Origin of the sequence: Methylotuvimicrobium sp. (assembly GCF_050611805.1) — a bacterium.
Classification (GTDB): Bacteria; Pseudomonadota; Gammaproteobacteria; order Methylococcales; family Methylomonadaceae; genus Methylotuvimicrobium.
Genome location: NZ_JBNGHF010000005.1, coordinates 34,814 through 60,449 on the forward strand (window position 1 = coordinate 34,814; position 25,636 = coordinate 60,449).

Sequence of the window (25,636 nt, forward strand, 5' to 3'; positions counted from 1 at the left end):
ATGACCCAGCCCCTCTCGTTAAGCAGTTCTTCCGAAAAATTCGGTCTTGCGCCGGGCAGCGTCATCCATGTCGGCGAAAGACTGGAAACGGCCGGCAAAATCAAACTGATCGAATTCAGTAAAGACATCTTGATCGAACAAGAGATCAAGACCGTTTCGGAATTGATTCCGCCGAAAGACAAACCCACCGTTTCATGGTTCAGCATCACCGGTCTGCACGACGTCGAGTTGATCGAACAACTGGGGAAAGAGTTCACTATTCATCAACTGGTATTGGAAGACATCGCCAATACCCATCAACGGCCTAAAGTAGAGGAGTTCGACAATATTATTTTCATCGTGCTCCGGGTCATACGATTCGACGCGGAATCTCTGACTTTCGATAACGAACAGTTCAGCTTAATACTCGGCAGTAATTTTATCTTGACCTTTGAAGAATCGGAGTCGGATCTGTTACACCCGATAATCCGCAGAATACAAAACAGCCGGGGAAGGTTTCGTAGTCAGGGGGCGGATTATTTGAGTTACAGCATCATCGACTTGGTCGTGGATCACTATTTTTTGATCGAAGACAGCCTGGATGAAATTGTCGAAGACCTCGAAGATCAATTGCTTCTTTCGCCCTCGCCCGATATGCTGAATACGATTCAAAAGTTGAAACGAGGCATGATTTTCGTTCGACGAGCGGTTTCACCGCTTAGAGAGGTTTTGAACGGCCTACTTCGTTCGGAATCCGACCTAATACGCGATACGACCAAGGTATATCTGCGCGACGTTTACGACCATACGATTCGCGTCGCCGAGGGACTGGACACTTACCGGGATTTGATCGCCGGATTGCTGGAAATCTATTTGTCCAGTCTCAGCAATAAAATGAATGAAGTCATGAAGGTGTTGACCGTTTTTGCGACGATTTTTATACCGCTAACCTTTCTGGCCGGCGTTTACGGCATGAATTTCGACTACATGCCGGAACTAAAGTGGGCATGGTCTTATCCGGTATTCTGGTCGATTAGCATCGCTACAGCAGTTGGCTTGTTGGTTTTCTTCCGGCGAAAGAAATGGTTGTAATACAATAATATATTGGTATCACTTGAAATACCCCCCTTGTTGATCAACTTAGCTTGTTTCATCAAAGCGCTAAAATCGATCTTCTTAATTATGACATTTTCCAAATTTAAACAATCGGAGCTTCAGACCACTCATAAGCTTCATTCATCGGATCGAATTCATGCTGATATTGCTCAACGACGTCGGCGGCATTGTCGGCTTTACCGAATCTGGCTATATGAAACAACGCTTCGCCTTCGGTAACAATCGGCAGATTAGTCTTGCCGATAATAATGCCGGAATTTTGAGCGGTAATATTATCGTCTTCAAGATAAAACGGATCGCTAACCGCACCGAGCGTTTCGCCTTTATTGACTTTAGCACCCAACGAGACCATCGCCCTTAACAAGCCGCTTTTAGAAGATCTAGCCCAATAGCTCGAACGCGCAATGACAGGTTCCGGAAGTCTGCTTTTTCGCTTGGCTGTTTCTTGGCGAATCATGCCTAATTGCCTCATTACGCGGATGATGCCGCGCAGCCCGATTCTGATCGACAGTTCGTCATAGCGTAAGGCTTCGCCGGCTTCGTATACCAATAATGGAATTTTATGTTCCGCGGCGATAGCCCGTAACGAACCATCCCGCACATCCGAATTTAAAATAACCGGAGCGGCAAATGCCCTCGCTAAAGTCTCGGTCTCTTCGCCTTCATTCAAATCGGCACGAATTTGCGGTAAATTATCGCGATGAATTGCTCCGGTATGCAAATCGATACCATGCGTGCATTGCTCGACAATTTCATGAAAAAAAAGCGATGCCAACCTACCGGCCAAGGAGCCTTTATCGGATCCGGGAAAAACTCGATTCAAGTCGCGGCGGTCGGGTAAATAGCGCGAGTGCCGAACAAAGCCATAGATATTGACGATCGGTACCGCAATCAAAGTGCCTTTGATACTCCGCAACGCCGGCGATTGCAACAAACGGCGAATGATTTCGATGCCATTGATCTCGTCGCCGTGTATCGCCGCGCAAACAAAAATCTTTGGACCGCTTTGCCGGCCGTTAATCACATGTACCGTCATGGGAACAACGGTATGTGTATAAAGATTCGGCAGCGGTATATCCAGCGTTCTGCGTTCGCCGGCTTTAATTTTCTGGCCGCCGATGAACAATTCCGCCATGTCAGCCCTTACCTTTGGTCCGAGTGGATTTGCCGAGGCTATCCTTTTCGATAAAACTGATAATCATGCCTGCAATGTCTTTGCCTGTTGCCGTTTCGATGCCTTCCAACCCCGGCGAGGAGTTAACTTCCATCACGACAGGTCCATGATTCGAACGCAACATATCGACGCCCGCGACATTCAATCCCATCGTCTTGGCCGCGCGAACCGCGATCGAGCGCTCTTCCGGCGTAATCCGAACTAACGATGAAGTCCCGCCTCGATGTAGATTCGAACGAAACTCGCCCTCGCCACCTTGTCGTTTCATCGTCGCTACGACTTTATCGCCGATTACGAAACAACGGATATCGGCGCCGGCAGCTTCCTTGATGAACTCCTGAACCAAAATATCGGCTTTCAAGCCCATAAAAGCTTCGATAACGCTTTCCGCCGCTTTTTTCGTTTCGGCCAATACGACGCCAATGCCCTGAGTCCCTTCGAGAAGCTTAATAACGACCGGAGCCCCGCCGACCATTTTGATCAAATCTTCGATATCGTCCGGTTTATGTGCAAAACCGGTCACCGGCAAACCGATACCTTTGCGGGATAATAATTGCAATGAACGCAGCTTGTCCCTAGACCTTGAAATCGCAACCGATTCATTGAGCGGATAAGTCCCCATCATTTCAAACTGACGAAGCACCGCTGTACCATAAAATGTTACCGACGCGCCGATTCTAGGAATCACCGCATCGAATCCCTCCAATACCGTACCTTTATAATGAATGCCCGGTTTTGTCGACGTAATTTCCATATAACAGCGCAACACGTCGATAACTTCAATTTGATGGCCCCTTGCTTCCGCCGCTTCTATCAGTCTCCGCGTGGAATACAACTTAGGATTTCTGGAAAGCAATGCAATTTTCATGAAACGCTAATTATCCTCATGTTCATCGTCAATTTTATTAATTATATTCAAGCCGGCATATTACACAGTTTTTCGTCGCATAGGATAGTCTGTGAACAACAAATAAGAAAACTATTCTGCGTTTTTGAACTGCGCCTGTATATGTATTCAGTCCCAAGGCATTCTCGTTCCCATGCTCTGCGCTCGCCGTTATACACAAGTATCGGTAAATTTGCTAAACAGAGGTCGCCGTATACTTGGAAGCGGTGCTGTTTGATAAATCTGCGGATATTGAACATCAGTGGCTTTCCCTCACCTAGCATTAGGTGAGGGACGACGAAGGCGTCGCTCCCACAAGGGGCCGGATGTGCTCTGTGGGAGCGATCCCCAGATCGCGATTTCGAAGTCGGGAACGTTGGGCGACAAAAAATGGTATCGAGGCCTCATTGGCTAAGATTGCAAAACGGTAATTCTTGACTTATGTATAACGATGAGTGCTCTGCGTGGGAATGCCTGAGTACCGCTCCAGCGTTACGAGACGCTAAAGCATCTCAGGCTGCATTCCCAAGCTCTGTGCTCATTGTTATACATAAATTGTAGGGTACGCTACGTGTGCCTAAGGTCCGAAACCCTACCCAGATTAACCATATAGGCTTGAGTTAATATTGGCGGGACCCATACCCTATCGAATGATAGACATCTACGGCAAAAATCCGTCTGATCTCGGCAATTGAAGCAACTCGCTGGAAACATCAACAATATGAGAACGAACCCAGATAAGGAGAAAATGATGTCAACACAGATACACGACGACAAGCCGAAGGAAATCGACTTTTCCGGAGGCACACTCGAAAGCTTATACCGTAAAAACGCGCAACTGCAACAGCCGATTCACCCGGAGACCAGCGTGCAAAACACCCTCGCAGCGTTAGCCAATGCCAAAGGCGTCGATCTCTCCACATTCGTGAATGAATTGCTGAAAAAGGATATTGAGCTGATTCAGATGAGCCGCTAAGTCAATAGCGTACGATACGATTCACCCATTAGCCTGTCGAAACCACGATTAACCCGGTAACCGGTTGAAGACATTGAGCTCACAGGGGAGTCGCTATTTTTGCGAAAGATTTTTCCGGGCATCCTGCTTGAAAAATCAGCAAAAATTACGCGACTGCTAATGCCTTCGGCGGCCCCGATTCGCCCTGCGTCCGTGCCACTACGCCACATCCTCGTAAACTCGATGCGGCTCCGTAGCACTCCCACAAATGGCTTGACGCCGTGTCGCGATGCCTTGTATTTTGCCTCCGCCTGCGCTAGTCGCGCAGACTCCGGCAAAACACCCGGCGCTACGGCTATCGGGGACTAAAAATCTTCACTTCGCTAGCGCTCCGTTTCCAAGATTTTCAGCGAAAGACAGTGAATTCAACAAGCCAAAAATCGAGAAAAAGTTATGTAAGTAACTGTCCTGGTTAAACAAAAACAACATCGAAGATTCACCCAAAAGTAACTACTCCGCAGTTGGATTTAAATCTCTGTAGAAGTTGATTTTATTGGGCCTCAACAATTCATGAAGTCATTCAACTCCTCTTTTTAGGTTGAAGGATTACTTTGGGCTATGTTCGCGTTAGCAGTTGAAACGGTTATCTTTCCTACTAAATAAGCCATTTAGGAAATAGTCAATGATTGCTTTCCGATACACTGAGCATTGAAGAGGGTACGATTACTCGCTTGACAGGACGCCGTAAATACGTCCATGTAGGATACTCAGGTTTAAAAAACAATGCGTTAGGAAAGATTCCGGCAATCTGAATCGGTGTTCAGGTTGGGCCAGAATATGCATTCACAGCTATTCGCAAAGGCGAACTCTTTCGGGGCTTTGGGGCTTCCCAGCCTGGCGACCAAATCCGTTAGGAAAAGCATTTTTAAGCAATTTTCTGAACTGCGTCAAGCTGTACGTTTGGGCAATCGGTTGAATTCAACCGTTCGATGGTTTTTGAAATATGATCTTTACGGTCTTTAACCTCCGGAATTACAGCCCAGTAGGGCGTTTTCGCGGAGTGTAAGCGGAGCAAAACGCCAAACAAGAGTGGAACTACCGCAATTTTAATTGTAAAAATCTCGGCCAGCAGAGCCAACCATGGGATTCAGTACCATTTCTTCGATTAATAGCGGATTGCTAACGCGAATCCGCCTTACGGGTTTCGGGTTAGCACGCGCTATGGACTGATCCGCCGTTTGGCGGTAGCTTTCCTCTTATTCCAATAAGCCCAACCAAACCAGAACCAAATAGCCAAACTGCAGCGGGAACTGGAATTGCTGCAACATTCAAATAAGCAGCATCTAAATAGGCATCGTTATTTGATCCGCTGCCAACTCGGGTACCAATAAATTCGTAACGAATAAATCTTGTCCCTGCAAGCAGATTCGTTAAACCAGACTGTTCTTCCCAGGTATTATTTGAGTAGAAGCTTGGCAAAGCAGTCGTGCCAATTTGAGACATTGTGGTATCAAAAAAGCGAACATGGATTTGCCCGGAGTCCTGCTGAGAATGCCAGCCGCTTTGCCAGCCGCCAAGCTCGACTATGAAATTGCCTGAATCGATTTCTGATGGCAAAAAACCTTTATTAATCAGATCGACATCTTGCCATACACTAAACAGTGGGGTATCGAAACCATATAAATAGTTTTGACCCTCATAAGCCGATGGATCATCGTTGGAGCGAATTGCCGCACCTCCTGAACTTTCCCAGTAAGTAAGACCCGACTCGAATCCGGGGTTTGAAAGTAAGCTTGCATTAGAGCTAAAAGAAAATAGTGTAAGGAAAAAAAGACAGGTTAGTTTCAATGATTTTCTCATGGCATCGACCTTGAAATTTCTTTAAAAAATATAATTTGAAAAACACTTGTGCAAGAACTATGTGAATAACGCCAAAACATCAAGTGCTAAACAGATAATTTCTGCGTTTTAGCGACGACACCTATCTCCCGGGCCCACGGTAAATTTGTGCTAACCCCCAAAATCATGAAAAATCAGCGTTTTTTGGGTTACATGAAAATTCTATCCATTTGATTTTAATCGATTTAAGCAATTGGTGTCTGCAGTTTTCAAATGTTATCCGGGAGTTGATGTATTTCTTTGTTTTTAAAGGTATTAATGATCATGGCAAATTTACCATGTCTCCCGCCCAATAGGGCGTTTTCGCGGAGTGTAAGCGGAGCAAAACGCCAAACAAGAGTGGAAAAATCGCAAATTTGCATTGTAAAAAATCTCGCTCAGCAGAGCCAACTGTGGGGTTCAGTATCATTTCTTCGATTGATGGCGGATTGCTATCGCGAATTAACCTTACGGGTTACGAGTTGTGGCCAAAATTTAATTTATTACGAGAAGCACTGGTTAACCCGATTAGTCCTGCTCCTAGCAGCAAAAAAGTACTCGGCTCTGGGACAGAAGCTCCATCTCCACTGGTGTTTTCAGTATTTGTATCTGTGTGTAAGGGTACTGTTGAGTAACTAATTGGGTTTGTGAGTGATAAAGTTGATGAATAATGATCATTATCAGTATATATGGTAAGACTATAATCAAATATGCTTAGATCATCACCCATAACATCTAGATCCATCCACCAATAACCACGTAGTAAAAGACTATCAATTAAGCTTTCGCTTAGTTTATAGGTATATATGCCGTCAACAGTATAACCATATTTATGTAACTATTCAGACCCCCAGGCCACTGGAGGCAATTTTGGAATCGGCCGCCCGGTCCGCTGATGATCAATGACTACAGCCAAATAAAGCCAAGGGGATTGCTGTCTTTTACGGCAGGTTTCGATCACGCTTATTAAAATGGCGAATACCCGCGAGCCTTGCTCGGTGCGCGTGCCATAGCTGATGCGTCTCAAAATCACCCAGTGCCGCAGTGCCCGCTCGGCTTCGTTGTTGGTCAACGGCAAATGATAGGACGCAACGACCTGAAAGATCGCATCCCAATCATTGAGCATTTCACCGGCCAGCTCACGCGTCTTTTTATGCGTTGCTTCGCGCAGGCTTTCGCATAGCGCTAGATAGAGCGCCAGTGCTTCTTGAAAGGTTTCCGTCAACGGTTTGTCGGGTGGGTCGACACGGGTCTCTCGAATCGCGTTCATCAGCGTATTCAGCAACGCCAGTGTGTGTTTGCCGAACTGGCGGGCCACAGGGTCGAAACTCTCTTCCAGTCCTTGGGCTTTGCGCAGCAGATGCGCCCAGCAGCGCACACGATTCGGGTATCTGCGATAGGCTTGGTAGCCATCGCTCATGAGCCAGCCCAAGTAATCCGCGCCCAAGAGGTTCTCGAGCAATTCAGCGCTGCGGTAGGCAATCCAGTAAGCGGTCACGCTATCCGTACTGAACACCCACAGCCATAAGAAGGTCGTCAGTTCCATCCAGGACGTTTCATCGACATGCAGTAATTGACTATTGACCACCGCCTCAATGAGTTCGTCTTCGATCGGCAGCGCCGCCGCGCCGCTTTCATGCAGGGTGTTGTTGATGGTGCCGACACTGAGACTTAACCCTAACCAATCCTGCAAGAATTCGCGGATGCGTTCTCGGGATAGCCGAATGCGATAGGCCAGACACACAATCAAGGCGGCCAAACCCGGCCCGACCAGGCGCCATTCGCTGCACACGACGTTCGGCAAACTGCCGTGGGTCACGTGACGATACGGTTCGTCTCGCGTCACATGGCCGCAGTGACACGTCGTTTCATAATAGCTATGCCGCGTCGTGATCAATCTCAAGCCCGGATCGTTCGCGTCAGCCCAGGTGAGGTCAACGGTATCAAAAGCGGTATACGCTTTTTGCTGACTTGCCGTGAACACAGTACCGCAACACGCGCAAAGCTCGGGACGATGATCTTGATAGTCAGTCACTGGCAGGACTTGCTGTCTGCCGAAACCTTGCGCGCCGGGCTGTTTACCAGGTTTACGCACATTATCCGAAGCTTGAGACGAGTCGGTTTGAGAATCTTGTTTGGATTCTTTAGCAGGTGGCTCGGGTGAGGTGTTATCTGTTTCCTGGTCCGGCGTGTCTTCGCCAGCGTCTATAGCATCGGTATCACTGGCTGTATCGTTCGCCTTATCCCACGGTGCTTCACTACTGGGTGGCCGGGAGCTATTACGCGAGTTTTGCTTCAAGCGCTCGCGTGCTTCCTTGAGATCGTTGAGCAAGCGAATCGAAAGGCGACGCAAATCCTCTTCCGGCAAGTCAAGAAGCTTGTCTTCATCCAGTTGGTTTAGGTCATGATCGCTCAGTTGCATGGCGCACAGAATACGTCTTGGCGGCTTAAAAATACAGTTTTTTAATGACTGATTGGATGTTTTTTGTAATGGGGGGCTGAATAGTTACATATTTATACCACCATACTTCTGTCCAGGTTTCCAATCCATATCCATCAGTACAAACCCAGTAACCAGCATTATTTCCTATTGCTTCTGGATTAACAAGGATGAACTTACGGGAAGTACAAGTAACGTCGTTAGAAGTCCTTGTTAAAGGTTGATAAACTTTCCATCCATCGTCGAAGTAGTAGCCAAATATTGACCATTCGTTATTTACTTGCCCAAATGGCCTGATATGTAGCTCCTCCCATGGAGAATACATGTAATGGTATTCATACTCATAGTTTAGATAATAACTTCCATTGTTATATTTGTTTATAAGCGCGTATTCACTATGATAATTTTCGCTATTATGCACTTCAAAATCGTAATCATCCTTAAGATTTATATTAAATATAACATCATTTATGTTTAGACTGTTTAATTGTGTTTTTGAAATATTATCTAAATCGTTATTATTTAAATCCATAAAGTAAAAATTATCATATCCGGAAACGCCTTCTAAATAACTGTAGTTTTTTAAAGTCTTTATAATTGCAGCTTCTACATTTGTAATTGTAATGATATTAGTGAATATTAGCATTGAAAATACAGTTATAAACTTATAAAGCCGATTCATAAAAATCCACCACTTAAAAGTATTATAAGTAACCGTGTAGGACAATGGCCTAGTAGCCTTCGGTGTTGACGGTGTGTAATAGGTTTTCGGCTTAACCAAGCTTAAAAGCCAAAACTGGACACGTTAAAAAAACGAACTTAATAAATTCGACGCCTTTTTTGTTTTTTTCGGGAGGGGCGAGTTTATGCCATTGTTAGTTGTATTTACAAATCAATACCATTTGTGCCGCTGTCTTCTTGTTTCTGAGAGAGCGGACGGCAATTTATAGTGGTTGATAGTTTATTTTCACTACCATCGATCTTCTTATCAAGGCTGGAGCTTGAATCACAAATTATCGTTTCCTGAGAAACTGAAGGTGGATTTTCAGCTCGTACTTTTTCTACTTCATAGTATGCCTCGACCTCTTTCTCCAAGTACGGCAGTATATTCGTTACCATGCTTGTTATATCGGCCCTGTATGACTCATAAGAGCCATTGTCTCCATTCGCACTATTTACAGAATTTACGCACAAATGATAAGAGGCATCCCTAAAGAGCTGCACAGTATGTGCTCGTTTGTAAAGTTGATTTACATGCCTTGCAAAGTTACTAGCAAGTTCTGCATTAGCAGTCTTATCCGCAGAAATGTTTGCTTTTAATGCGGTAGCTATTGCTGTGGTTATTGAATCCGCCACTTCCTGTGGGGGCTCCGAACAGAAATTTCCTGTTTTTAGGTTCCCGACAACCAATCTGCGCTGTGCCGTGACAGCAAGAGTGCCAATTTCTTGTGCACCCGTATCATCAGGCATAAGCTGATCTTCTACGACCTGCCTGTTATAGAAAGATTCGATTGTACTTGCACAACCTGTCATTAAGAAAGGCAAGCCTAATAACATCGCTATTTTCTTCATCATCCCTCTCCTCCTCATTGATATTTGAGCTGTTCTTACAGCTTAGACGTATCAGGGAGCTTATATTGACCCCGTATTTCGTACAAATACAGCTTTGCCTATTGTCGCTCCTCGATTGAACCTTACGGCCTGCTTATCGGCGAATCCATTGCCTTACGGGTTTAGACCTTGATGGTGTGAATGGATGTATATTTCTAATATCCCAACCAACGCTGTGTCGAGTTTATACTTGAAAGATGGGCGAGGCATGGCCCAAAAGAGCCATACGCCATAAAAAAATGGGCCATTAGACCCGATTTAGTGCTGTTGACGACGGAGAAGTTGTGCCGAGTTAATCAGTGCGGCCGATATGTTCCCGCCACCAGGCGGCAGCCTGCCCGCGGGTTGAAAGGTCTAGTTTGTTGAGGATATTGGAAACGTGGCGTTTCACGGTGTGGGGACTTAGATTGAAAATTTTGGCAATTTGCTTGTTGCAGTCGCCGGCGGCTATCCTTTCAAGCACTTCCAGTTCCCGTTCAGATAAGTTGTGCGGTGTTTTTTCGTTCAGGTTGGCGCTGTATGACGGCGATGTCTGCTGCCAGCCTTCGAGTCTGTGCTGTATATCAAGGTAACGTGCCTGCTCGTCCGGCGGGATTAGTGCGAACAATTCGGTGAGCAACCGGCGTGGCTCCATCAACAACGGGCCAATGCTATCTTCATTGATGGCTTCCTCAAGCACTGGCTTGAATTCGGTCCAGGCGGTTTCCAGTTGACCTTGGACAACCCGTAAATAGGCCAAGCTGATTGACGGATTGCCGATGAAGCCCGGATAGCGCCAATGCCGGTAAAGCTTTTGTGCGCGCACCAGTTCTATTTCGGCTTCAGGTAAATTTCCTGACAATAAGGCATGCCGGCCTTTGACTAATGCCAGACCGGTGGCAACGAAAGGCCATTCTTCCGGTTGCCGTTTAAGCTGCATATGCGGCATCAATTCGGCTAAGCCTTGTTGGTTTTGCGCCATCCAATAGACACAGGCCAAATTGAATAAGATAGGTCTGCGCCATGCCCGTGCCGTCGCGCCAAATTCGTCGGAGCCCACGATTTGCAGGTTGCTGTGTTCTGCCGCTACCGCCTGTTCGAAATCGCCTTTTGCGGCTAATACCCGACTGTTGAGCTGATGAAAATCCAACCAAAGAGCGGGGACTGCCGCCATCCGTTGCTGGAAGCGAGATTGCCTTTCCATGGCCTGCATCGTTGTTGTGTAATCACCGTACCAGAATTCCGGCCATGCGGTATTGGCCATGGCTTCTACCATCCAATGCACGTTTTGCCATTCGCACCAAGCGGAGCATAACATTCGTAGATGGCGTAAGGGCTTTAGCGTATTGGGCATGCCATAATAAAAACTATTGAAAGCATCGCTGATGGCCGGAAACAAGTTGGCAAGGTCTTGTTCGGCGGCGGCTACCATGGCTTCAAGGTGCGGCGCCACATGTGTTGGCCAACCGATCGCCAAAGCCTGCAAGGCGCCCACTGAATGGAGAGCAGCGGACATTTGTAGGTCTAATTCGGTTTTGAGGGTATTGACCTCTTGCAACACTCGGCTACAGCTTTTTAGATCGCCGACGGAATGCAGGCTGCGGCTTAGCATAAATAATGTGTACGCTAAACTGGCCGTATCGCCTTGGCGGCGATAACCCGCACAGGCCAGTTCCAAGGGCGCGCGCATACCTAAAAAGTCATAACGCGCCCACTTGCATATTCCTTTTAATTGCGCCACTTCCGGCCGGTCATTTTGTATGTGTTCGGGTAGCTGATTGAGCCAGCGTTCCAGTAACGCATAACCGCCTTCGGCCATCAACGATGCCGAGCAGCTCTGAATCAAGGTGACGGCTTCATCCCATCGCTTTGCCTTAAGCCAGTGCATGATGGCGAGGGGCAAAACCGGTTCGGCTACTGCGGCTTTGGCATGCAGATCTTCCTTCAGTCCTGGGTAACGTAACTCCAGTTCGCATTTGAGGTAATCACGAAAAAGATCGTGAAGCTTTAGGATAGGCGCCATGTCATCTAAGGCAGTCAAAAACAAATTACGCCGATACAATTCATTCAGTATAAATTGAGTATCGTTGAGGCCGGTGACAGCCTTACATCGTTGCGGGTCGAGTTCGGGGAGAATAGAGCAATGTAATAAAAATTCACGCAGTTCTGAGGGCAAATCCGCCAATACTTCCGCTGCAAAGTAGTCGAACAGATGTCGGTTTGCTCTGTTCACAGTGAAATCCAATTTGGCTTGATTAAAAGCTGCGGAAAACACTAAATTAAGGCCAGCTGCCCAGCCTTTAGTGTGTTTTAATGCCTGCCGTGCTAACTCTTCAGAAATTGGTTTTCCAAATAATGAGGCACCGAAAGCTAACGCGTCGAGCTCATCAAATTGCAGATCGGTTGCCAATAATTCTCCCAGCTCTCCATTTGCTCGCCAACGGGGCAAAGATAAATTCGGCGGAGTTCTTGAACCAATAATGAATGTACAGTTAACCGGTAATTGATTGATTAGGTTGTCCAGTAGATTCAAAGCACCCTTGTCATTAACACGGTGCAAGTCGTCCATAATCAGTACCAAATGTTGTCCTTGATAGGTAGATACCGCATTCACTAGCCCATTGACAGCGACCCTAATCCCGTGGGCATTGTCCATGCGGGAAACCAATATGTGAGGTTCTTCCGACCACGTTAGCTGAATATTGCGTATCGCCAAAACTAGGGAAATGAAAAGCCTATTGGGGTCATTGTCATCTTCGTCTAATGATAACCAAATCGTTTCCGTAAGAGGACGACTTCTTATTTGAGCGTAGTATTGGGCTAGTAATGTACTTTTTCCAAAGCCGGCAGGAGCTTGTACTAGGGCTACACGGCGATTTTGGATGAGTGAATTTAGCCTACCTAACAAAATGGAACGAGGCGCGATGTTCGATCGTAATTTTGGGGCGCAAAATTTTGTTACGGCAGCGGAGCTCAAAGATCTTAACATGCCTATCGCCTGTCTGTAGCATTGGGTTTCGGAATAAGGGGCAGGTCAACATTCATAGCTTCGCGGATCCAACTGCCCTGCTAATTTTACCGACGGTTGTAAAACGTAGCTCAAAAAAAATCCGCTATCTGTTGACAAAAAATTGGCGCCAGGCGTTTTTATAACCGAATAGATAATGGTTAGTCATCAAACAATAAGCATGACAAACCCACTTAAAATCCTCTACAACACGCTTCAAAACATCAAGATATTGAACCCTGTCTTCATCATCTTCATATATCCATCGCAGATCAAAATTCTGCGCCGGGGTACTCGTCAAAGGACGCCGTGAACCCAGCACCTAAATTATCCAAGGTAGTAAACCATAGCCAATGGGCTATGGAATTTAGGTGCTGGGTGAATACATCCCGGTAGGCTCTGTGCCAGCATCCATGCTGGTCACCTCACCTAGCGTTAGGTGAGGGATCGAGCCCCCGGTGCCTCCTTAGGCGCTGCCGAAATTTGAAGTACGAAAGGTAAAAATGTTTTGACGGCGGACACCACAGGAAGTCACATAATAGAACGCTCCTAAAAATTCGATTCTAATAGGGTCTGGCCATGAACAAATTATATAGCACCTAAATCCTGAAAGCCCAAAAAATGAGGGCGAAACAGACGTTAAGTCAGTACAGGATAGTTGCTTGGCATGCGATTCCACGCCTATATTTTCCGGTCAATACCGGCTGACACCGGCGCGTTGCGTTTTACGCCAGATGCGTGCGCGTAACCGATGATTAAGGGTTTCTAATTGGCCGATGGTCGCCTCAACCGGTATCTTTAATCAACCTGCCAGCTTGCATAACACGACGTCCACCAGTTGATAAACAGCATTTGCGCTCGAGAAAGTGGGATTGCCGAGGAAATGGTCGATGCGCTTGATTTTGTGTTTGTGATAGGCCGGGGCCCGGGAAGTGCTCGCCCTAAGTCCGTCAGCGACACCGAGATACTTTTCAAGCCGCCCTCTACGGTCGTCATGAGTGTTTTAAGCCGGGTTCGATGAAGTTTAAGAAGCGCCAGCTTGATCAGATTATGGAGTAAACTCATGGTCGCCATGGTACGCGCAGCGTTACCCTACAAAGTTCCGGCGAGTGCGTGATGTTGCCGTCGCGCTGGACAGCCGACAGCGTGTTTCAAAGAGATGTGTATAACGGCAATCGCTAGAGCGTGAAAACGATAGGAGGGTGTGAATAATAAAGATATAAGAAGCAATTACTATAATTGCTTTAGTAGAAAGTGCAGGCGTTCAACAGAACGCCTGCGAAATGGAAAATCAATTTTTCGATTTTGCGGCAATAAAGCCGATCAATGCCAAAATCACGCTGAAACCATACCACCCGGCCAACGACCACTGCCCGTTAGCTTGAGTAATAATTACCGCCTCACTCGCCGACGAAACTCCCAGCCCTGCAAAAGAAAGCAGGATTACACCCATTGCAGCTAACAATACTTTACATCTGCTGGTTTTATATTGCATAACACCTCCGTCCATTATTGTTATTTCAACTGCGATCCATTGTATGCGTTTTAAGAACAAAAACCATTGTACGTCAGTACTAAAAAGCCAATAATTTGATACTGTTAAAAAAAACGATGTGACACTAATCAACTTTTCGATAAAAACACCGTATGAATCATTAAAAACCGGCTCACCCAATTATATTAAGCGCGCCCAAAAATCATGCTCGTCCGATTCCTCCATTTCCACCGCTGCAAAATCACCGACTTTTAGATGTACCGCGCCGTCGATAAAAACTTGTCCATCGATTTCCGGCGCATCCGCTTTGCTTCGCGCAACCGCACCTTCTTCTACGACTTCATCGATAATAACGGTCTCGACGCGCCCGATCCGCCTACGCAATTTCGCAGCACTAATTTGGGCCTGATGCTCCATGAACCGAGCTAATCTTTCTTGTTTAATCGCCTCAGGAAGCTGACCCGATAAGTCGTTGGCCACCGCGCCTTTAACCGGCGAATACGCGAAACAACCCACCCGATCTAACTGCGCGTCAGTTAAAAACTGTAATAATTGCTCGAATTCTTGCTCGGTTTCGCCAGGGAAACCGACTATGAAGGTACTGCGAATCGTAATATCCGGGCAGATTTTCCGCCAGGCATTAATGCGTTCTAAATTGTTTTCGGCAGCCGCCGGCCGCTTCATTAACTTCAGTATGCGACTATCTGCATGCTGAAACGGAATATCCAGATAAGGCAGAATTTTACCGTCAGCCATCAACGGGATAACTTCGTCGACATGCGGATAGGGATACACATAATGCATTCTGATCCAGATACCTAAATCTCCCAACGCTTCCGACAATTCATAAAAACGAGTCCGAATCTCCCTGCCTCGCCATTGTCCTGTCCGGTATTTCAGGTCGAGCCCGTAGGCACTGGTATCCTGTGAGACGATGAGTAATTCCTTAACCCCGGCATTTGCCAAGCGTTCGGCTTCGAACATGACTTCGTTGATAGGACGGCTGACCAAATCTCCACGCATCGACGGGATGATGCAAAAGGTGCAACGGTGATTGCAGCCTTCGGAAATTTTCAAATAAGCATAATGCTTGGGCGTCAATTTAATCCCTTGCGGCGGCACAAGACTGGTAAACGGATCGTGTATCGGCGGCAAATGCTCATGGACTGCCGCAACGACTTCTTCCAGCGCATGCGCGCCGGTAATTTTCAATACCTGCGGGTGTCTGGCTCTGATCTCGTCCTCTCTGGCCCCAAGACAGCCGGTTACAATGACTCGCCCATTTTCGGCCAATGCTTCGCCAATGCTATCCAACGATTCTTCGACCGCTGCGTCGATAAAGCCGCAGGTATTGACGACTACCAAATCGGCTTCCTTGTAGCTCGGAGACACTTCATAGCCTTCGGATCGAAGCTTGGTTAATATCCGTTCGCTGTCGACCAAGGCTTTAGGGCAACCCAAACTAATAAATCCTATATGCGGAGCACTCATTAACAATCTCAATAAAATTTTATTCGGAAACGCGTTGCTGCAATCTGATTTCCTGACTCACCGAACCGGGAAAATGATCGAAATAAATGAAATTACCTTAAAGAACGAGAAGACTTAAGCGATCGATTTTTTGATCATTGCCTTATAACCTTCATGGTGAAATTACTTTAATATACCTTTCGTACTTCAAATTTCGGCAGTGCCTAAGGAGGCACCGGGGGTGTTCGATCCCTCACCTAACGCTAGGTGAGGGACCAGCATGGGTGCTGGCATAGAGCCTACAGGGACGTATTCACCCAGCACCTAAATAAGCCATGATTTTGAAGCATTGCCAAAGACCTAGGAATTTAGGTGCTGGGTTCACGGCGTCCTTTGACGGCCCCCCGGTATTTTGATCTACGATGAGTATAGTTTGCCGACGGTATCTCAAAGCCATCAAGATAAAAGCGGTTATTTACCCGGTTCTTCAATATAAGCGCCGAAATTCATGATTCGTTGGTAGCGATGTGCCAGTAATTGTTCGACCGGCTCGTTCCTTAACTGCTCCAAATGGCGTAACAACGCCTCACGCAAATGCATTGCCGTCGTTTGAAAGTCTCGATGCGCGCCGCCCACCGGCTCACGCACCATTTCATCGAGAAAGCCTTGTTCGCGAATACGGTCGGAAGTGATGCCCATCGCTTCGGCCGCCAATTGCGACTTTTCCGCACTTTTCCACAGAATCGATGCACAACCTTCCGGCGAGATCACAGAATAAGTGCTGTATTCCAACATCAACAAACGGTCTCCGACACCGATCGCCAACGCGCCGCCGGACCCGCCTTCGCCGATAACAGTACAAATAATCGGGGTCTTTAATCGCGCCATTTCAAACAAATTTCGAGCAATCGCCTCGCTTTGTCCACGTTCCTCTGCCCCAATTCCCGGATAAGCGCCCGGCGTATCGATCAAACAAATGATCGGCAAACCAAAACGCTCGGCCATCTTCATGACTCTCAACGCCTTACGGTAACCTTCCGGCCTTGGCATACCGAAATTACGATAAATCTTTTCTTTCGTGTCGCGGCCTTTTTGATGACCGATGATCATGACCGGCTGTCCTTCCAGCCGAGCCAAACCGCACACGATTGCAGGATCGTCGGCGTAAGCCCGATCACCGTGCAATTCATGAAAATCGGTAAACATCAAATCGATATAATCGAGCGTATAAGGACGCCCGGGATGCCTCGAGAGTTGCGAAATCTGCCAATCGCTCAATTCGGCAAAAATAGATTCGGTCAATAATTTACTTTTGTTTTCGAGCTGCTCGAGCGCGTCGGAAATATTAATATCGTTATCAAACTCGACACGACGAAGTTCTCTAATCTTCGCTTCTAATTCGGCGATGGGTTGTTCGAAGTCAAGAAATTTTAGATCCATGATGGTATATATGAATTATTGTTACTGCTCAACAAAAGCAAGCTTAATGAATGGAATACGGATGACGTCGATTAGACGGATTGACGCGGGGCTCTATTGTTTGCATTTGCGTATCGCACTCCATAGCGACTCAAATATTTCGTACGCGCCAGCAAAGTTTCTTTGCTAAAAACGAACTGTTTTTCCGTGTTTATCAGTCGTATCTGTTTTATTTTTCAAATTATAAAAACGTCATCCGCGACTAGCCGATTGATTCCTTCCTGAAACGGCCATTTTATCTAAATTTCGTAAATGTTTTAATTTTTCTGCGATTTTAATTTCAAGTCCTCGATTAACCGGCTCGTAATAACGGGTTCCGATCATTTCGTCCGGAAAATAATTTTCGCCGGCGGCATAAGCATCGGGCTCATCATGCGCATAGCGGTACTCTTTTCCGTAATCTAACGACTTCATCAATGCCGTCGGCGCATTGCGTAAATGCACCGGCACGCCGAGACTTCCGCTATTTCGAGCATCGCGCATCGCTGCATTGTATGCCATATAAACGGCATTGCTTTTCGGCGCGCAGGCCAAATAAACCACTGCATGTGCCAACGCCAATTCGCCTTCGGGACTGCCGAGCCTTTCTTGCGCCTCCCAAGCACTAATCGCAACCGGCAAGGCTCTCGGGTCGGCATTGCCGATATCTTCGGATGCAATCCTCACGATGCGCCGAGCCAAATAAGCCAGGTCGCAACCGCCGTCGATCATGCGGCACAACCAATACAACGAAGCATCGGGGGAACTGCCTCTCACCGATTTATGCAAGGCCGAAATCTGATTATAAAATTCTTCACCTTGCTTATCGAAACGACGCACGCCGCCGCTCAGCACTTCGCCGGTAACAATCTCGTCGATTTTTCCGCTTCCGTGCGCCGACGCCAACTCGGCCGCGATTTCTAATAAATTCAACAATCTACGAGCATCTCCGTCGGCGGCATCAACAAACTGTCGCTTGATATCGTCGGTCATTTCGACGGCTTGCTCTCCTAAACCGCGCTCCTGATCGGTCAACGCCTTTTCCAAAACCGCCGCCAAGTCAACTGCTTGCAAGGCATTCAAAACATAAACGCGTGCGCGCGATAATAATGCATTATTCAATGCGAAAGACGGGTTTTCGGTGGTCGCACCAATAAAATATACCGTGCCGTCTTCGACATGCGGCAAGAAAGCATCTTGCTGAGATTTGTTGAAACGATGGACTTCGTCGACAAACAAGATCGTGCGGCGATTTTCGCTTTCACGAATTTTTTTTGCTTCGGCAACGGCGTCACGGATATCCTTGACGCCGGCCAACACCGCCGATATCGAGATGAAATGCGCATCGGAATGCACCGATATTATTCGTGCCAACGTGGTCTTTCCGGTACCGGGCGGCCCCCAGAAAATCATCGAATGCAAGCGGCCCGATGCAACCGCTTCATAGAGCGGTTTACCGGGCTTGATAATATGCTGCTGACCGATATAGTCGTCCAGCCGCATAGGACGCATTCTTTCAGCCAAAGGCCTTAGGGCTTGTTGCAACACGCTTCTTATTCCTCAAAGACATCGGCTCCGGCGGGCGGAATAAAATCGAATACGCCGTCATCGATCGGCGTATTGATTTTAAGATTCGAAAAATAAATGCGCGTTAATTGCCCGAAATTGTCACTGAGCTCCATACCGCCAAGCTTGCCCTTATCCAGTCCGATCAGAATATATTTGAAACCGCTGTCCTCGTTTTTGGGCAACAATTTAATCCAGGTCATGTCCTCATCGGAGCCTTGCCCTTCTAAAATAAAGTTATCCTCTAAATCGATATCACCGCTCAACAATAAAGCCGGCGTAGAACCCAGCGACTGATCCATCTTCTTGATCGTCACTTGTTCCAGGTCTTCATCGTAAAACCAAACCTTACCGGCATTGGAAATGATCTCTTGCGTGAAAGGTTTCAGATAATTCCAACGAAACTTACCGGGCCTGCGCAAATAAAACACGCCTTCACTGGCTTTCCGCGCGCGTCCGCTTTCATCGATCGCGACCTGTCTGAAATCCGCGGTCAAAGAATGTGCCGTTTTTAAAAAGTCCCGTAACTGTTCAATTGGCTTATCGTCGGCATGAGCGCCTTGCATCACGGCAATAACCATCAGCAACGACATGATTCCATACTTGATTCTTTCCATTTCATTTATCTCATTGATTTGTTGAAAACTTCGCTATCGGGCCGGGAGCTACCGAAACAATCGATTTTCCCAAAGGCTAGTAAAACATTGTGGAGTGGGAAGATAAACTTGAGCTGAATTAATGCATTAAGGTCATATTAAACAAAGGGGTCATCTTTCACCTTTCACCTTTCACCTTTCATCTTTCACCTTTCCCCATTCAATAACTTAATAACCGGCGCAGTATCCGGCCTGACGCCTCGCCAAATGAAAAACGCTTCGGCCGCCTGTTCGACCAACATGCCCAGGCCATCTAAACTGCTAACGGCACCGTGACTGATGCCCCATCGAACAAAAGCAGTCGGCTCGCTACCGTAAGCGAGATCGTAACAAACGCCATTCGAAGCCAAAAGACCTTCCGGCAACGGCGGAAGGTCGTTGGACAAACTGGCAGAGGTCGCATTCAAGATCGCATCGAATGACAAACCGGCCAGTTCGTCAAAACCGCAACCGTTAACATCACCTCGACTAGCGAATTCACCGGCCAAGTTAACGGCCTTAGAAGCCGTCCGATTGGCAATCACAATGCATGCCGGCTGTTGCTCGAATAGCGGCGAAAGAATCCCGCGCGACGCACCTCCGGCACCAAGAATCAATAGCTTTTTCCCATTCAGCGTAAACTTATGATTGACGACCAAATCGGTTACCAAACCAATACCGTCCGTGTTATCGCCTAATATCGAACCATCCCTCTGAAGCGCCAGCGTATTGACCGCTTTTGCCGACTCCGCACGTTCGGTTTTTCGATCGGCGAATTGCCATGCCAGTTCCTTTAGCGGCAAGGTACAATTAAGTCCCTTTCCACCCAAGCGGAAGAACTCCGTAACAGCCGATTCGAAACGATCGGCCGTTACTTCTTGGGCGGTATAAACCAATTCTTGACCGGTTTGCTCGGCGAAAATTCGATGAATAGTTGGTGATTTACTGTGCTTTATGGGACTACCGAATACGGCGTATTGATCGATTTGCGTCATTATAAATGTCTTTTATATTGCCAAACTTCCCAGAGTATGGTCATAGCCACAATGCCTATTGCCGTCAACAGCTCTATCCAAATTGCCTGCTGCATAAATGATGTCATGACTGCGCACACGCCGAGAAAAATCCCGACCAAACTGAAACGCCAACCGATTCGGATACCGTCCAATATTGTCGACAGCGACAAAATCAATAGAATGACGATGCCGGCGCTTTTTTCATCGAAAACTTCGGTTTGCTGAATGGAAAACGCTGCCGCGACAATCAGCATCGACACGCCCCAATGCAGCGTTTGCTCTCGTAAGATATGTTTGATGTCGCTGGCTTTATGCTTCGATTGCAACCAAGCGATAATCATTGCCGAGATCGCAAAAATAATGATCATGATCAACCAATAGACATAGCCGTCGGCCGGAGAGTAATCGGTAATACCGATACCGGTCATCGAAAGCGCCAGCAACAAAACCAGAATGCCTTCTTCGATCTGAAATTTTCGTTTTTCTGTAAACAGCGTATCTTCGGACATGAGATCACTCCGTTTGGCTTAGTTAAGAATACAGACCCGTCTGTTAAGAAACACGCAGGCAATTGGGTTTTATAACTTTCGCACTTCAAATTTCGGCAGTACCTTAGTGAGGCGCCGGGGTGCCGAATTTTGATCTACGACGATAGGTATAAAAAAAACGACTACCATGAAAAACTGAAGATCACGAAAATACTGCTATTGCGCTCTTCATTACGAACAGTCAAGGTAAAATACTTTTCGTCCTGATTTATTCTTGCAACCAGATAGCGGCTTGCTTGGCAAAATAAGTCAGCACCGCATCGCAACCGGCACGCTTGAAGCCCAATAACGATTCGAGCACGACTTGACGCTCATCCAACCAGCCATTTAATGACGCCGCCTTCAACATCGCATATTCGCCGCTGACCTGATAGGCGAAAGTCGGCACGCCAAAGCGGTCCTTCGCGCGGCGTACGATATCCAGATAAGGCATGCCGGGCTTGACCATAATCATGTCGGCCCCTTCCTGCAAGTCCAACTCGATTTCGCGCAACGCCTCATCGGTATTGGCCGGGTCCATTTGATAACTGTATTTATTGCCTTTGCCGAGGTTGGCGCCCGAGCCCACGGCATCTCTGAAGGGGCCATAGAATGCCGAGGCATATTTAGCCGAATACGCCAAAATACGCGTATTACGGTAAGCATGATTTTCCAAGGCCTGCCTGATCGAACCAATCCGGCCGTCCATCATATCCGAAGGCGCAACGATATCGGCACCCGCTTCGGCGTGCGACAAAGCTTGCTTGATCAAAACCTCGACCGTTTCGTCGTTGATCACATAGCCGTTATTATCGATCAACCCGTCCTGGCCGTGAGAGGTAAACGGATCCAGTGCGATATCAGTAATCACGCCAAGTTCCGGATAGGCCGTCTTTAGTGCTTTGACAGTTCGCTGAACCAATCCGTTCGGATTAAAAGCCTCGGACGCATCGTCGGATTTTTTATCGGGCGATATAACCGGAAATAAAGCGATTGCCGGAATGCCGAGACTCGATATTTCTCCGGCTTCCCTCAATAATAAATCCAACGAAAGCCGTTCTATGCCGGGCATCGAAAGCACCGCTTCGCGGTTATTCTTACCTTCCATAACAAACATTGGATAGATCAAGTCATCGACGGATAAACGGTTTTCGCTCATCAAGCGACGTGAAAAAGATTGATAACGCATTCTTCTCATGCGTATTAAGGGGAAATTGGTGGTATTATGCGTCATCTTGTCCGTAGGTCTTGGTTAATCTCGTTTGCCGTGCGGCAAGGGGGCCGTACCTTGCAAAATAGTTTTTCTGCAAGATATAAATCAATCGGATAATATTAGCACGCTTCCGATACCCTAAACCATGTCTTCCTTAACCCTAAAAGACTCGGACATGTGTTTGCACATAAGTCTAAGAACTTGAGGTCATTATGAAAACGACACAATACCTACGCATTTTTCTGTTGGCAATATTGAGCTTTTTTATAAGCATTAGCGCATTGAACAAAGCCATTGCCGCCGAATTATTATTGCCCCAACAAGCGATTGCCGAAGCTTCCGACAAACTAAAGGAAAAAATGCAAAATCCCGAATTTACAAAGGATTTTGCACAAATAACGGATTTTGTTGAATCGGCGATTTACCCCCATGTCGATTTTAATCGAATTTCGGCATTGGTACTCGGAAAATACTGGCGGGACGCCACTCCGGAAGAAAGATCGCAATTCAATAATGAATTCCGAAACCTGTTGGTCAGAACTTATTCTCGCGCGTTTGTCGAATTCAAGGACTGGTCGGTGCGCTTCTTACCTTTAAAAATGGAATCGGATGCGAGTAAAGTCATCGTTAAAACAGAGATATTGCAACCGGGTATTCAGCCAATCGCTGTAGACTACAGAATGGTATTAATCAAAGAAAAATGGAAAGCTTACGACATCCTGATCGAAGGCGTCAGCTTGGTCACTAACTACCGCACGACATTCAATAATGAAATCAGAAATAGCGGCTCGTTGTCAGCGGTTATCGAAACATTGAAAACAAGAAATGCCGAAGCTTTGTCCAAAAACTCGCTGCATAATTCATAAATTATCGCACCGTCGCTACGCGCGCTCCGTCTCAACAGAGCGCGCCACACCCCTGCAACAACTCATATTTTTGCCTGCACTAACCCAATCCCTGGATGAATTTTAAAAAAGATTCTCTATACGCTCACCCTGTCGAGTCCTTAGAGGGCTTCCAATTCGACTCCGCGGTAACAGCCGTATTTCCCGACATGATTCAACGCTCCGTGCCCGGTTACCGTTCCATTATATCGGCTATCGGTTTGTTGGCAGGGCGCTTCGCGCAAGCCAATAGCCTTTGCTATGACCTAGGCTGCTCGCTCGGTGCGGCAACATTGGCAATGCGTCATCAGATCGAAGCGCCAAACTGCCGCATTGTTGCCGTGGATAATTCGGAGGCGATGATCGACCGCTTTAAAAAAATATTGGCGAATGACACATCTCCAATCGAAGTCGAAACCCGTTGCGAGGATATTCGCGAAACACGACTGGAAAACGCATCGGTTGTGGTCTTGAACTTCACGCTACAATTCATACCTATTGAAGACCGAAGCGACTTTCTCCGCAACATCTATCAGGCCCTATTACCGGGCGGCATTTTGATTTTGTCCGAAAAATTAAAATTCGACGATCCTCGCCAACAGCAATTGCAAACCGAAATGCATCACGCGTTTAAAAAAACGCAAGGATACAGCGACTTGGAAATCAGCCAAAAGCGGACCGCATTGGAAAATGTATTGATTCCCGAAACTTTTGCTTGCCACCGGCAACGCTTACTGAAAGCAGGCTTCAATAGCGCCGAAGTCTGGTTTCAATATTTCAATTTTGCCTCGATAATCGCTCTCAAATGATTGATTATCAAGTACTTTACCAAACACTAAGGGACCATGGCGCGGACATTTGGGCCGACATCCTGCCAGAACAATTACAGTCGGCATTCAACCCGACTCGGCACGGCCAGTTGACTCGCTGGCTCCAAACCATAGGCGACTTGCCTGAGCTATCTCTCTCGCAGCGCGTTTTTAATGAAGACACCGTCAAAATCGGTACTGCTAGCGCTTTAGGCGATATTTCCCGCGAGCAATTAACAGCCGTATTAAAAACATTCAGCCCTTGGCGAAAAGGACCTTACGACTTATTCGGCATTGTTATTAATACGGAATGGCGCTCCGACTGGAAATGGAATCGATTGAAAGCCCATATCAGTCCACTAAAAAAGCGTTTGGTGCTCGATGTAGGTTGCGGGAACGGCTATCATGGCTGGCGAATGCTCGGTGCCGGCGCAGACCTGGTGGTCGGTATCGATCCGTTGATGTTAAATGTAATGCAGTTTCACCTCATCAGAAAACTGGCCGGTGACACGCGGCACTACGTGTTGCCAATGGGCATCGAACAAATACCGAACGGCTTAAAAGCTTTCGACACAGTATTTTCCATGGGCGTGCTCTATCATCGCCGCTCGCCGATCGATCATTTGTTGGAGTTAAAAGATTGCCTTAGATCCGGCGGCGAATTGATTCTCGAATCGCTGGTCGTCGACGGCGGACCGAATGAGGTATTGCTGCCAGAGCACCGCTATGCTCATATGCGCAATGTTTGGTTTATACCCAGCTGTGAAGCATTGCAGGGATGGCTGAAACGCTGCGGTTTCAGCAACATTAGATTAGTCGATGTCACGGTAACAACCCCGGAAGAACAACGTAGCACCGACTGGATGGATTTTAAATCTCTCAAGGATTTTCTCGACCCGAACGACCGGAACTTAACGCTAGAAGGCCACCCAGCACCCAAACGGGCTATATTCATAGCGGAAAAATAACCGGTTAACTAATTGCCCTTATTCGTGAAGAATCATTCAACCTAACGGCCACGAAGGTCTAGCCATCGCCCCGGCAAATGAACGTTCTCGGTGGCTGAGGGTACGGTCACTCGCCCGACAGGACGCCGTGAACCCAGCACCTAAATTATGCTCGATAGTTACCATAGCCAAAGGGCTATGGAATTTAGGTGCTGGGTGAATACATCCATGTAGGCTCGACGGCGGCTGTCCCTGCCGCCGACGCCTGTCGATCGAGCAACCGCACCCTCTTCGGAACCGGTATTTTCTCTGCCGAGCTTCTTATATCGAAAAATTAGATAATGAGTCCAAATCTACGAACTTTCACAGTAACGTTCATGAAAGCCTAGCATCGCCCCGGCAAATGAAAGTGCGTGGCGGTGGCCGGGTTCGCTCCTTCCCAAGCTCGGCTTGGGAAGGCAGTCTCGGAAGCTCTGCTTCCCGTGACGGCAAGCGGAGCTTGCGGAATCGTTTCCCAAGCAGAGCTTAGGAAACAGCGAGAGCGGGCGGTATTCTGCTGCGGGCCATTGTGTTGGCCGCCCAAGAACTTTC

21 protein-coding genes are annotated in these 25,636 nt (G+C 47.3%); 5 read left to right on the top strand and 16 right to left on the bottom strand.

The window, feature by feature from the left end; all coding sequences use genetic code 11:
- Positions 1 to 1,071 (top strand): magnesium/cobalt transporter CorA, encoded by a 1,071-nt coding sequence (gene corA / locus ACRJJO_RS04105; RefSeq protein WP_431064646.1) that lies wholly within the window; start codon positions 1 to 3, stop codon positions 1,069 to 1,071.
- A 106-nt stretch (positions 1,072 to 1,177) separates the two neighbouring features.
- Here the strand turns inward: corA and ACRJJO_RS04110 are convergent, their stop codons facing one another.
- Together ACRJJO_RS04110 and rimK are read right to left on the bottom strand one after the other, a co-directional pair.
- Positions 1,178 to 2,230, bottom strand: coding sequence for a succinylglutamate desuccinylase/aspartoacylase family protein (locus tag ACRJJO_RS04110; protein WP_431064647.1), 1,053 nt, complete (start codon positions 2,228 to 2,230; stop codon positions 1,178 to 1,180).
- A gap of 1 nt (position 2,231) precedes the next feature.
- Positions 2,232 to 3,137 carry a 30S ribosomal protein S6--L-glutamate ligase gene (gene rimK / locus ACRJJO_RS04115; RefSeq protein ID WP_431064648.1) on the bottom strand — a complete coding sequence of 302 codons (906 nt, stop codon included), beginning with the start codon at positions 3,135 to 3,137 and terminating at the stop codon, positions 2,232 to 2,234.
- A gap of 769 nt (positions 3,138 to 3,906) precedes the next feature.
- Between rimK and ACRJJO_RS04120 the strand changes: the two genes are divergently transcribed.
- Positions 3,907 to 4,131: a hypothetical protein gene (locus ACRJJO_RS04120; protein WP_431064649.1), complete on the top strand. Its 225-nt coding sequence runs from the start codon at positions 3,907 to 3,909 to the stop codon at positions 4,129 to 4,131.
- Positions 4,132 to 5,319: 1,188 nt separating this feature from the next.
- Here ACRJJO_RS04120 and ACRJJO_RS04125 read toward each other — a convergent pair.
- The 14 genes from ACRJJO_RS04125 to hemB all read right to left on the bottom strand — a co-directional run bounded on the left by ACRJJO_RS04125 (position 5,320) and on the right by hemB (position 22,426).
- Entirely contained in the window at positions 5,320 to 5,970 is a 651-nt protein-coding gene (locus ACRJJO_RS04125) for a hypothetical protein (RefSeq protein ID WP_431064650.1), read from the bottom strand.
- A gap of 493 nt (positions 5,971 to 6,463) precedes the next feature.
- Positions 6,464 to 6,733 (bottom strand): PEP-CTERM sorting domain-containing protein, encoded by a 270-nt coding sequence (locus ACRJJO_RS04130; RefSeq protein WP_431064651.1) that lies wholly within the window; start codon positions 6,731 to 6,733, stop codon positions 6,464 to 6,466.
- 93 nt (positions 6,734 to 6,826) lie between these two features.
- Complete coding sequence (gene tnpC / locus ACRJJO_RS04135) at positions 6,827 to 8,410, bottom strand: IS66 family transposase (RefSeq protein WP_431064652.1); 1,584 nt, start codon at positions 8,408 to 8,410, stop codon at positions 6,827 to 6,829.
- 25 nt (positions 8,411 to 8,435) lie between these two features.
- Positions 8,436 to 9,074, bottom strand: coding sequence for a hypothetical protein (locus tag ACRJJO_RS04140; RefSeq protein ID WP_431064653.1), 639 nt, complete (start codon positions 9,072 to 9,074; stop codon positions 8,436 to 8,438).
- 239 nt (positions 9,075 to 9,313) lie between these two features.
- Positions 9,314 to 10,000, bottom strand: a complete 687-nt coding sequence (locus ACRJJO_RS04145) for a hypothetical protein (protein WP_431064654.1) — start codon at positions 9,998 to 10,000, stop codon at positions 9,314 to 9,316.
- A gap of 331 nt (positions 10,001 to 10,331) precedes the next feature.
- Positions 10,332 to 12,587, bottom strand: coding sequence for a LuxR C-terminal-related transcriptional regulator (locus ACRJJO_RS04150; protein WP_431064655.1), 2,256 nt, complete (start codon positions 12,585 to 12,587; stop codon positions 10,332 to 10,334).
- Between the two features lie 1,729 nt (positions 12,588 to 14,316).
- Positions 14,317 to 14,700 (bottom strand): hypothetical protein, encoded by a 384-nt coding sequence (locus ACRJJO_RS04155; protein ID WP_431064656.1) that lies wholly within the window; start codon positions 14,698 to 14,700, stop codon positions 14,317 to 14,319.
- A complete protein-coding gene (gene rimO, locus ACRJJO_RS04160) occupies positions 14,701 to 16,011 on the bottom strand; it encodes a 30S ribosomal protein S12 methylthiotransferase RimO (RefSeq protein WP_431064657.1) in 1,311 nt (436 codons plus the stop codon).
- A 450-nt stretch (positions 16,012 to 16,461) separates the two neighbouring features.
- Positions 16,462 to 17,430 carry an acetyl-CoA carboxylase carboxyl transferase subunit alpha gene (accA, locus tag ACRJJO_RS04165; RefSeq protein WP_017842193.1) on the bottom strand — a complete coding sequence of 323 codons (969 nt, stop codon included), beginning with the start codon at positions 17,428 to 17,430 and terminating at the stop codon, positions 16,462 to 16,464.
- A 231-nt stretch (positions 17,431 to 17,661) separates the two neighbouring features.
- On the bottom strand, positions 17,662 to 18,960 hold the full coding sequence (locus ACRJJO_RS04170; protein WP_431064724.1) for a replication-associated recombination protein A: 1,299 nt from the start codon (positions 18,958 to 18,960) through the stop codon (positions 17,662 to 17,664).
- Between the two features lie 41 nt (positions 18,961 to 19,001).
- Entirely contained in the window at positions 19,002 to 19,631 is a 630-nt protein-coding gene (gene lolA, locus ACRJJO_RS04175; RefSeq protein WP_431064658.1) for an outer membrane lipoprotein chaperone LolA, read from the bottom strand.
- Positions 19,632 to 19,816: 185 nt separating this feature from the next.
- On the bottom strand, positions 19,817 to 20,644 hold the full coding sequence (aroE, locus tag ACRJJO_RS04180) for a shikimate dehydrogenase (protein WP_431064659.1): 828 nt from the start codon (positions 20,642 to 20,644) through the stop codon (positions 19,817 to 19,819).
- Entirely contained in the window at positions 20,644 to 21,174 is a 531-nt protein-coding gene (locus ACRJJO_RS04185) for a hypothetical protein (RefSeq protein WP_431064660.1), read from the bottom strand. The genes aroE and ACRJJO_RS04185 overlap by 1 nt, the downstream gene beginning before the upstream one ends.
- Positions 21,175 to 21,421: 247 nt before the next feature.
- The gene (gene hemB / locus ACRJJO_RS04190) at positions 21,422 to 22,426 is read right to left on the bottom strand and encodes a porphobilinogen synthase (protein WP_431064661.1); all 1,005 of its coding nucleotides are present in this window, start codon (positions 22,424 to 22,426) and stop codon (positions 21,422 to 21,424) included.
- 191 nt (positions 22,427 to 22,617) lie between these two features.
- Between hemB and ACRJJO_RS04195 the strand changes: the two genes are divergently transcribed.
- From ACRJJO_RS04195 to cmoB, 3 genes are all read left to right on the top strand, one after another.
- On the top strand, positions 22,618 to 23,271 hold the full coding sequence (locus ACRJJO_RS04195) for an MlaC/ttg2D family ABC transporter substrate-binding protein (RefSeq protein ID WP_431064662.1): 654 nt from the start codon (positions 22,618 to 22,620) through the stop codon (positions 23,269 to 23,271).
- A 95-nt stretch (positions 23,272 to 23,366) separates the two neighbouring features.
- A complete protein-coding gene (gene cmoA, locus ACRJJO_RS04200; protein ID WP_431064663.1) occupies positions 23,367 to 24,098 on the top strand; it encodes a carboxy-S-adenosyl-L-methionine synthase CmoA in 732 nt (243 codons plus the stop codon).
- The gene (gene cmoB / locus ACRJJO_RS04205; protein ID WP_431064664.1) at positions 24,095 to 25,066 is read left to right on the top strand and encodes a tRNA 5-methoxyuridine(34)/uridine 5-oxyacetic acid(34) synthase CmoB; all 972 of its coding nucleotides are present in this window, start codon (positions 24,095 to 24,097) and stop codon (positions 25,064 to 25,066) included. The genes cmoA and cmoB overlap by 4 nt, the downstream gene beginning before the upstream one ends.
- Positions 25,067 to 25,636: the final 570 nt, after the last annotated feature.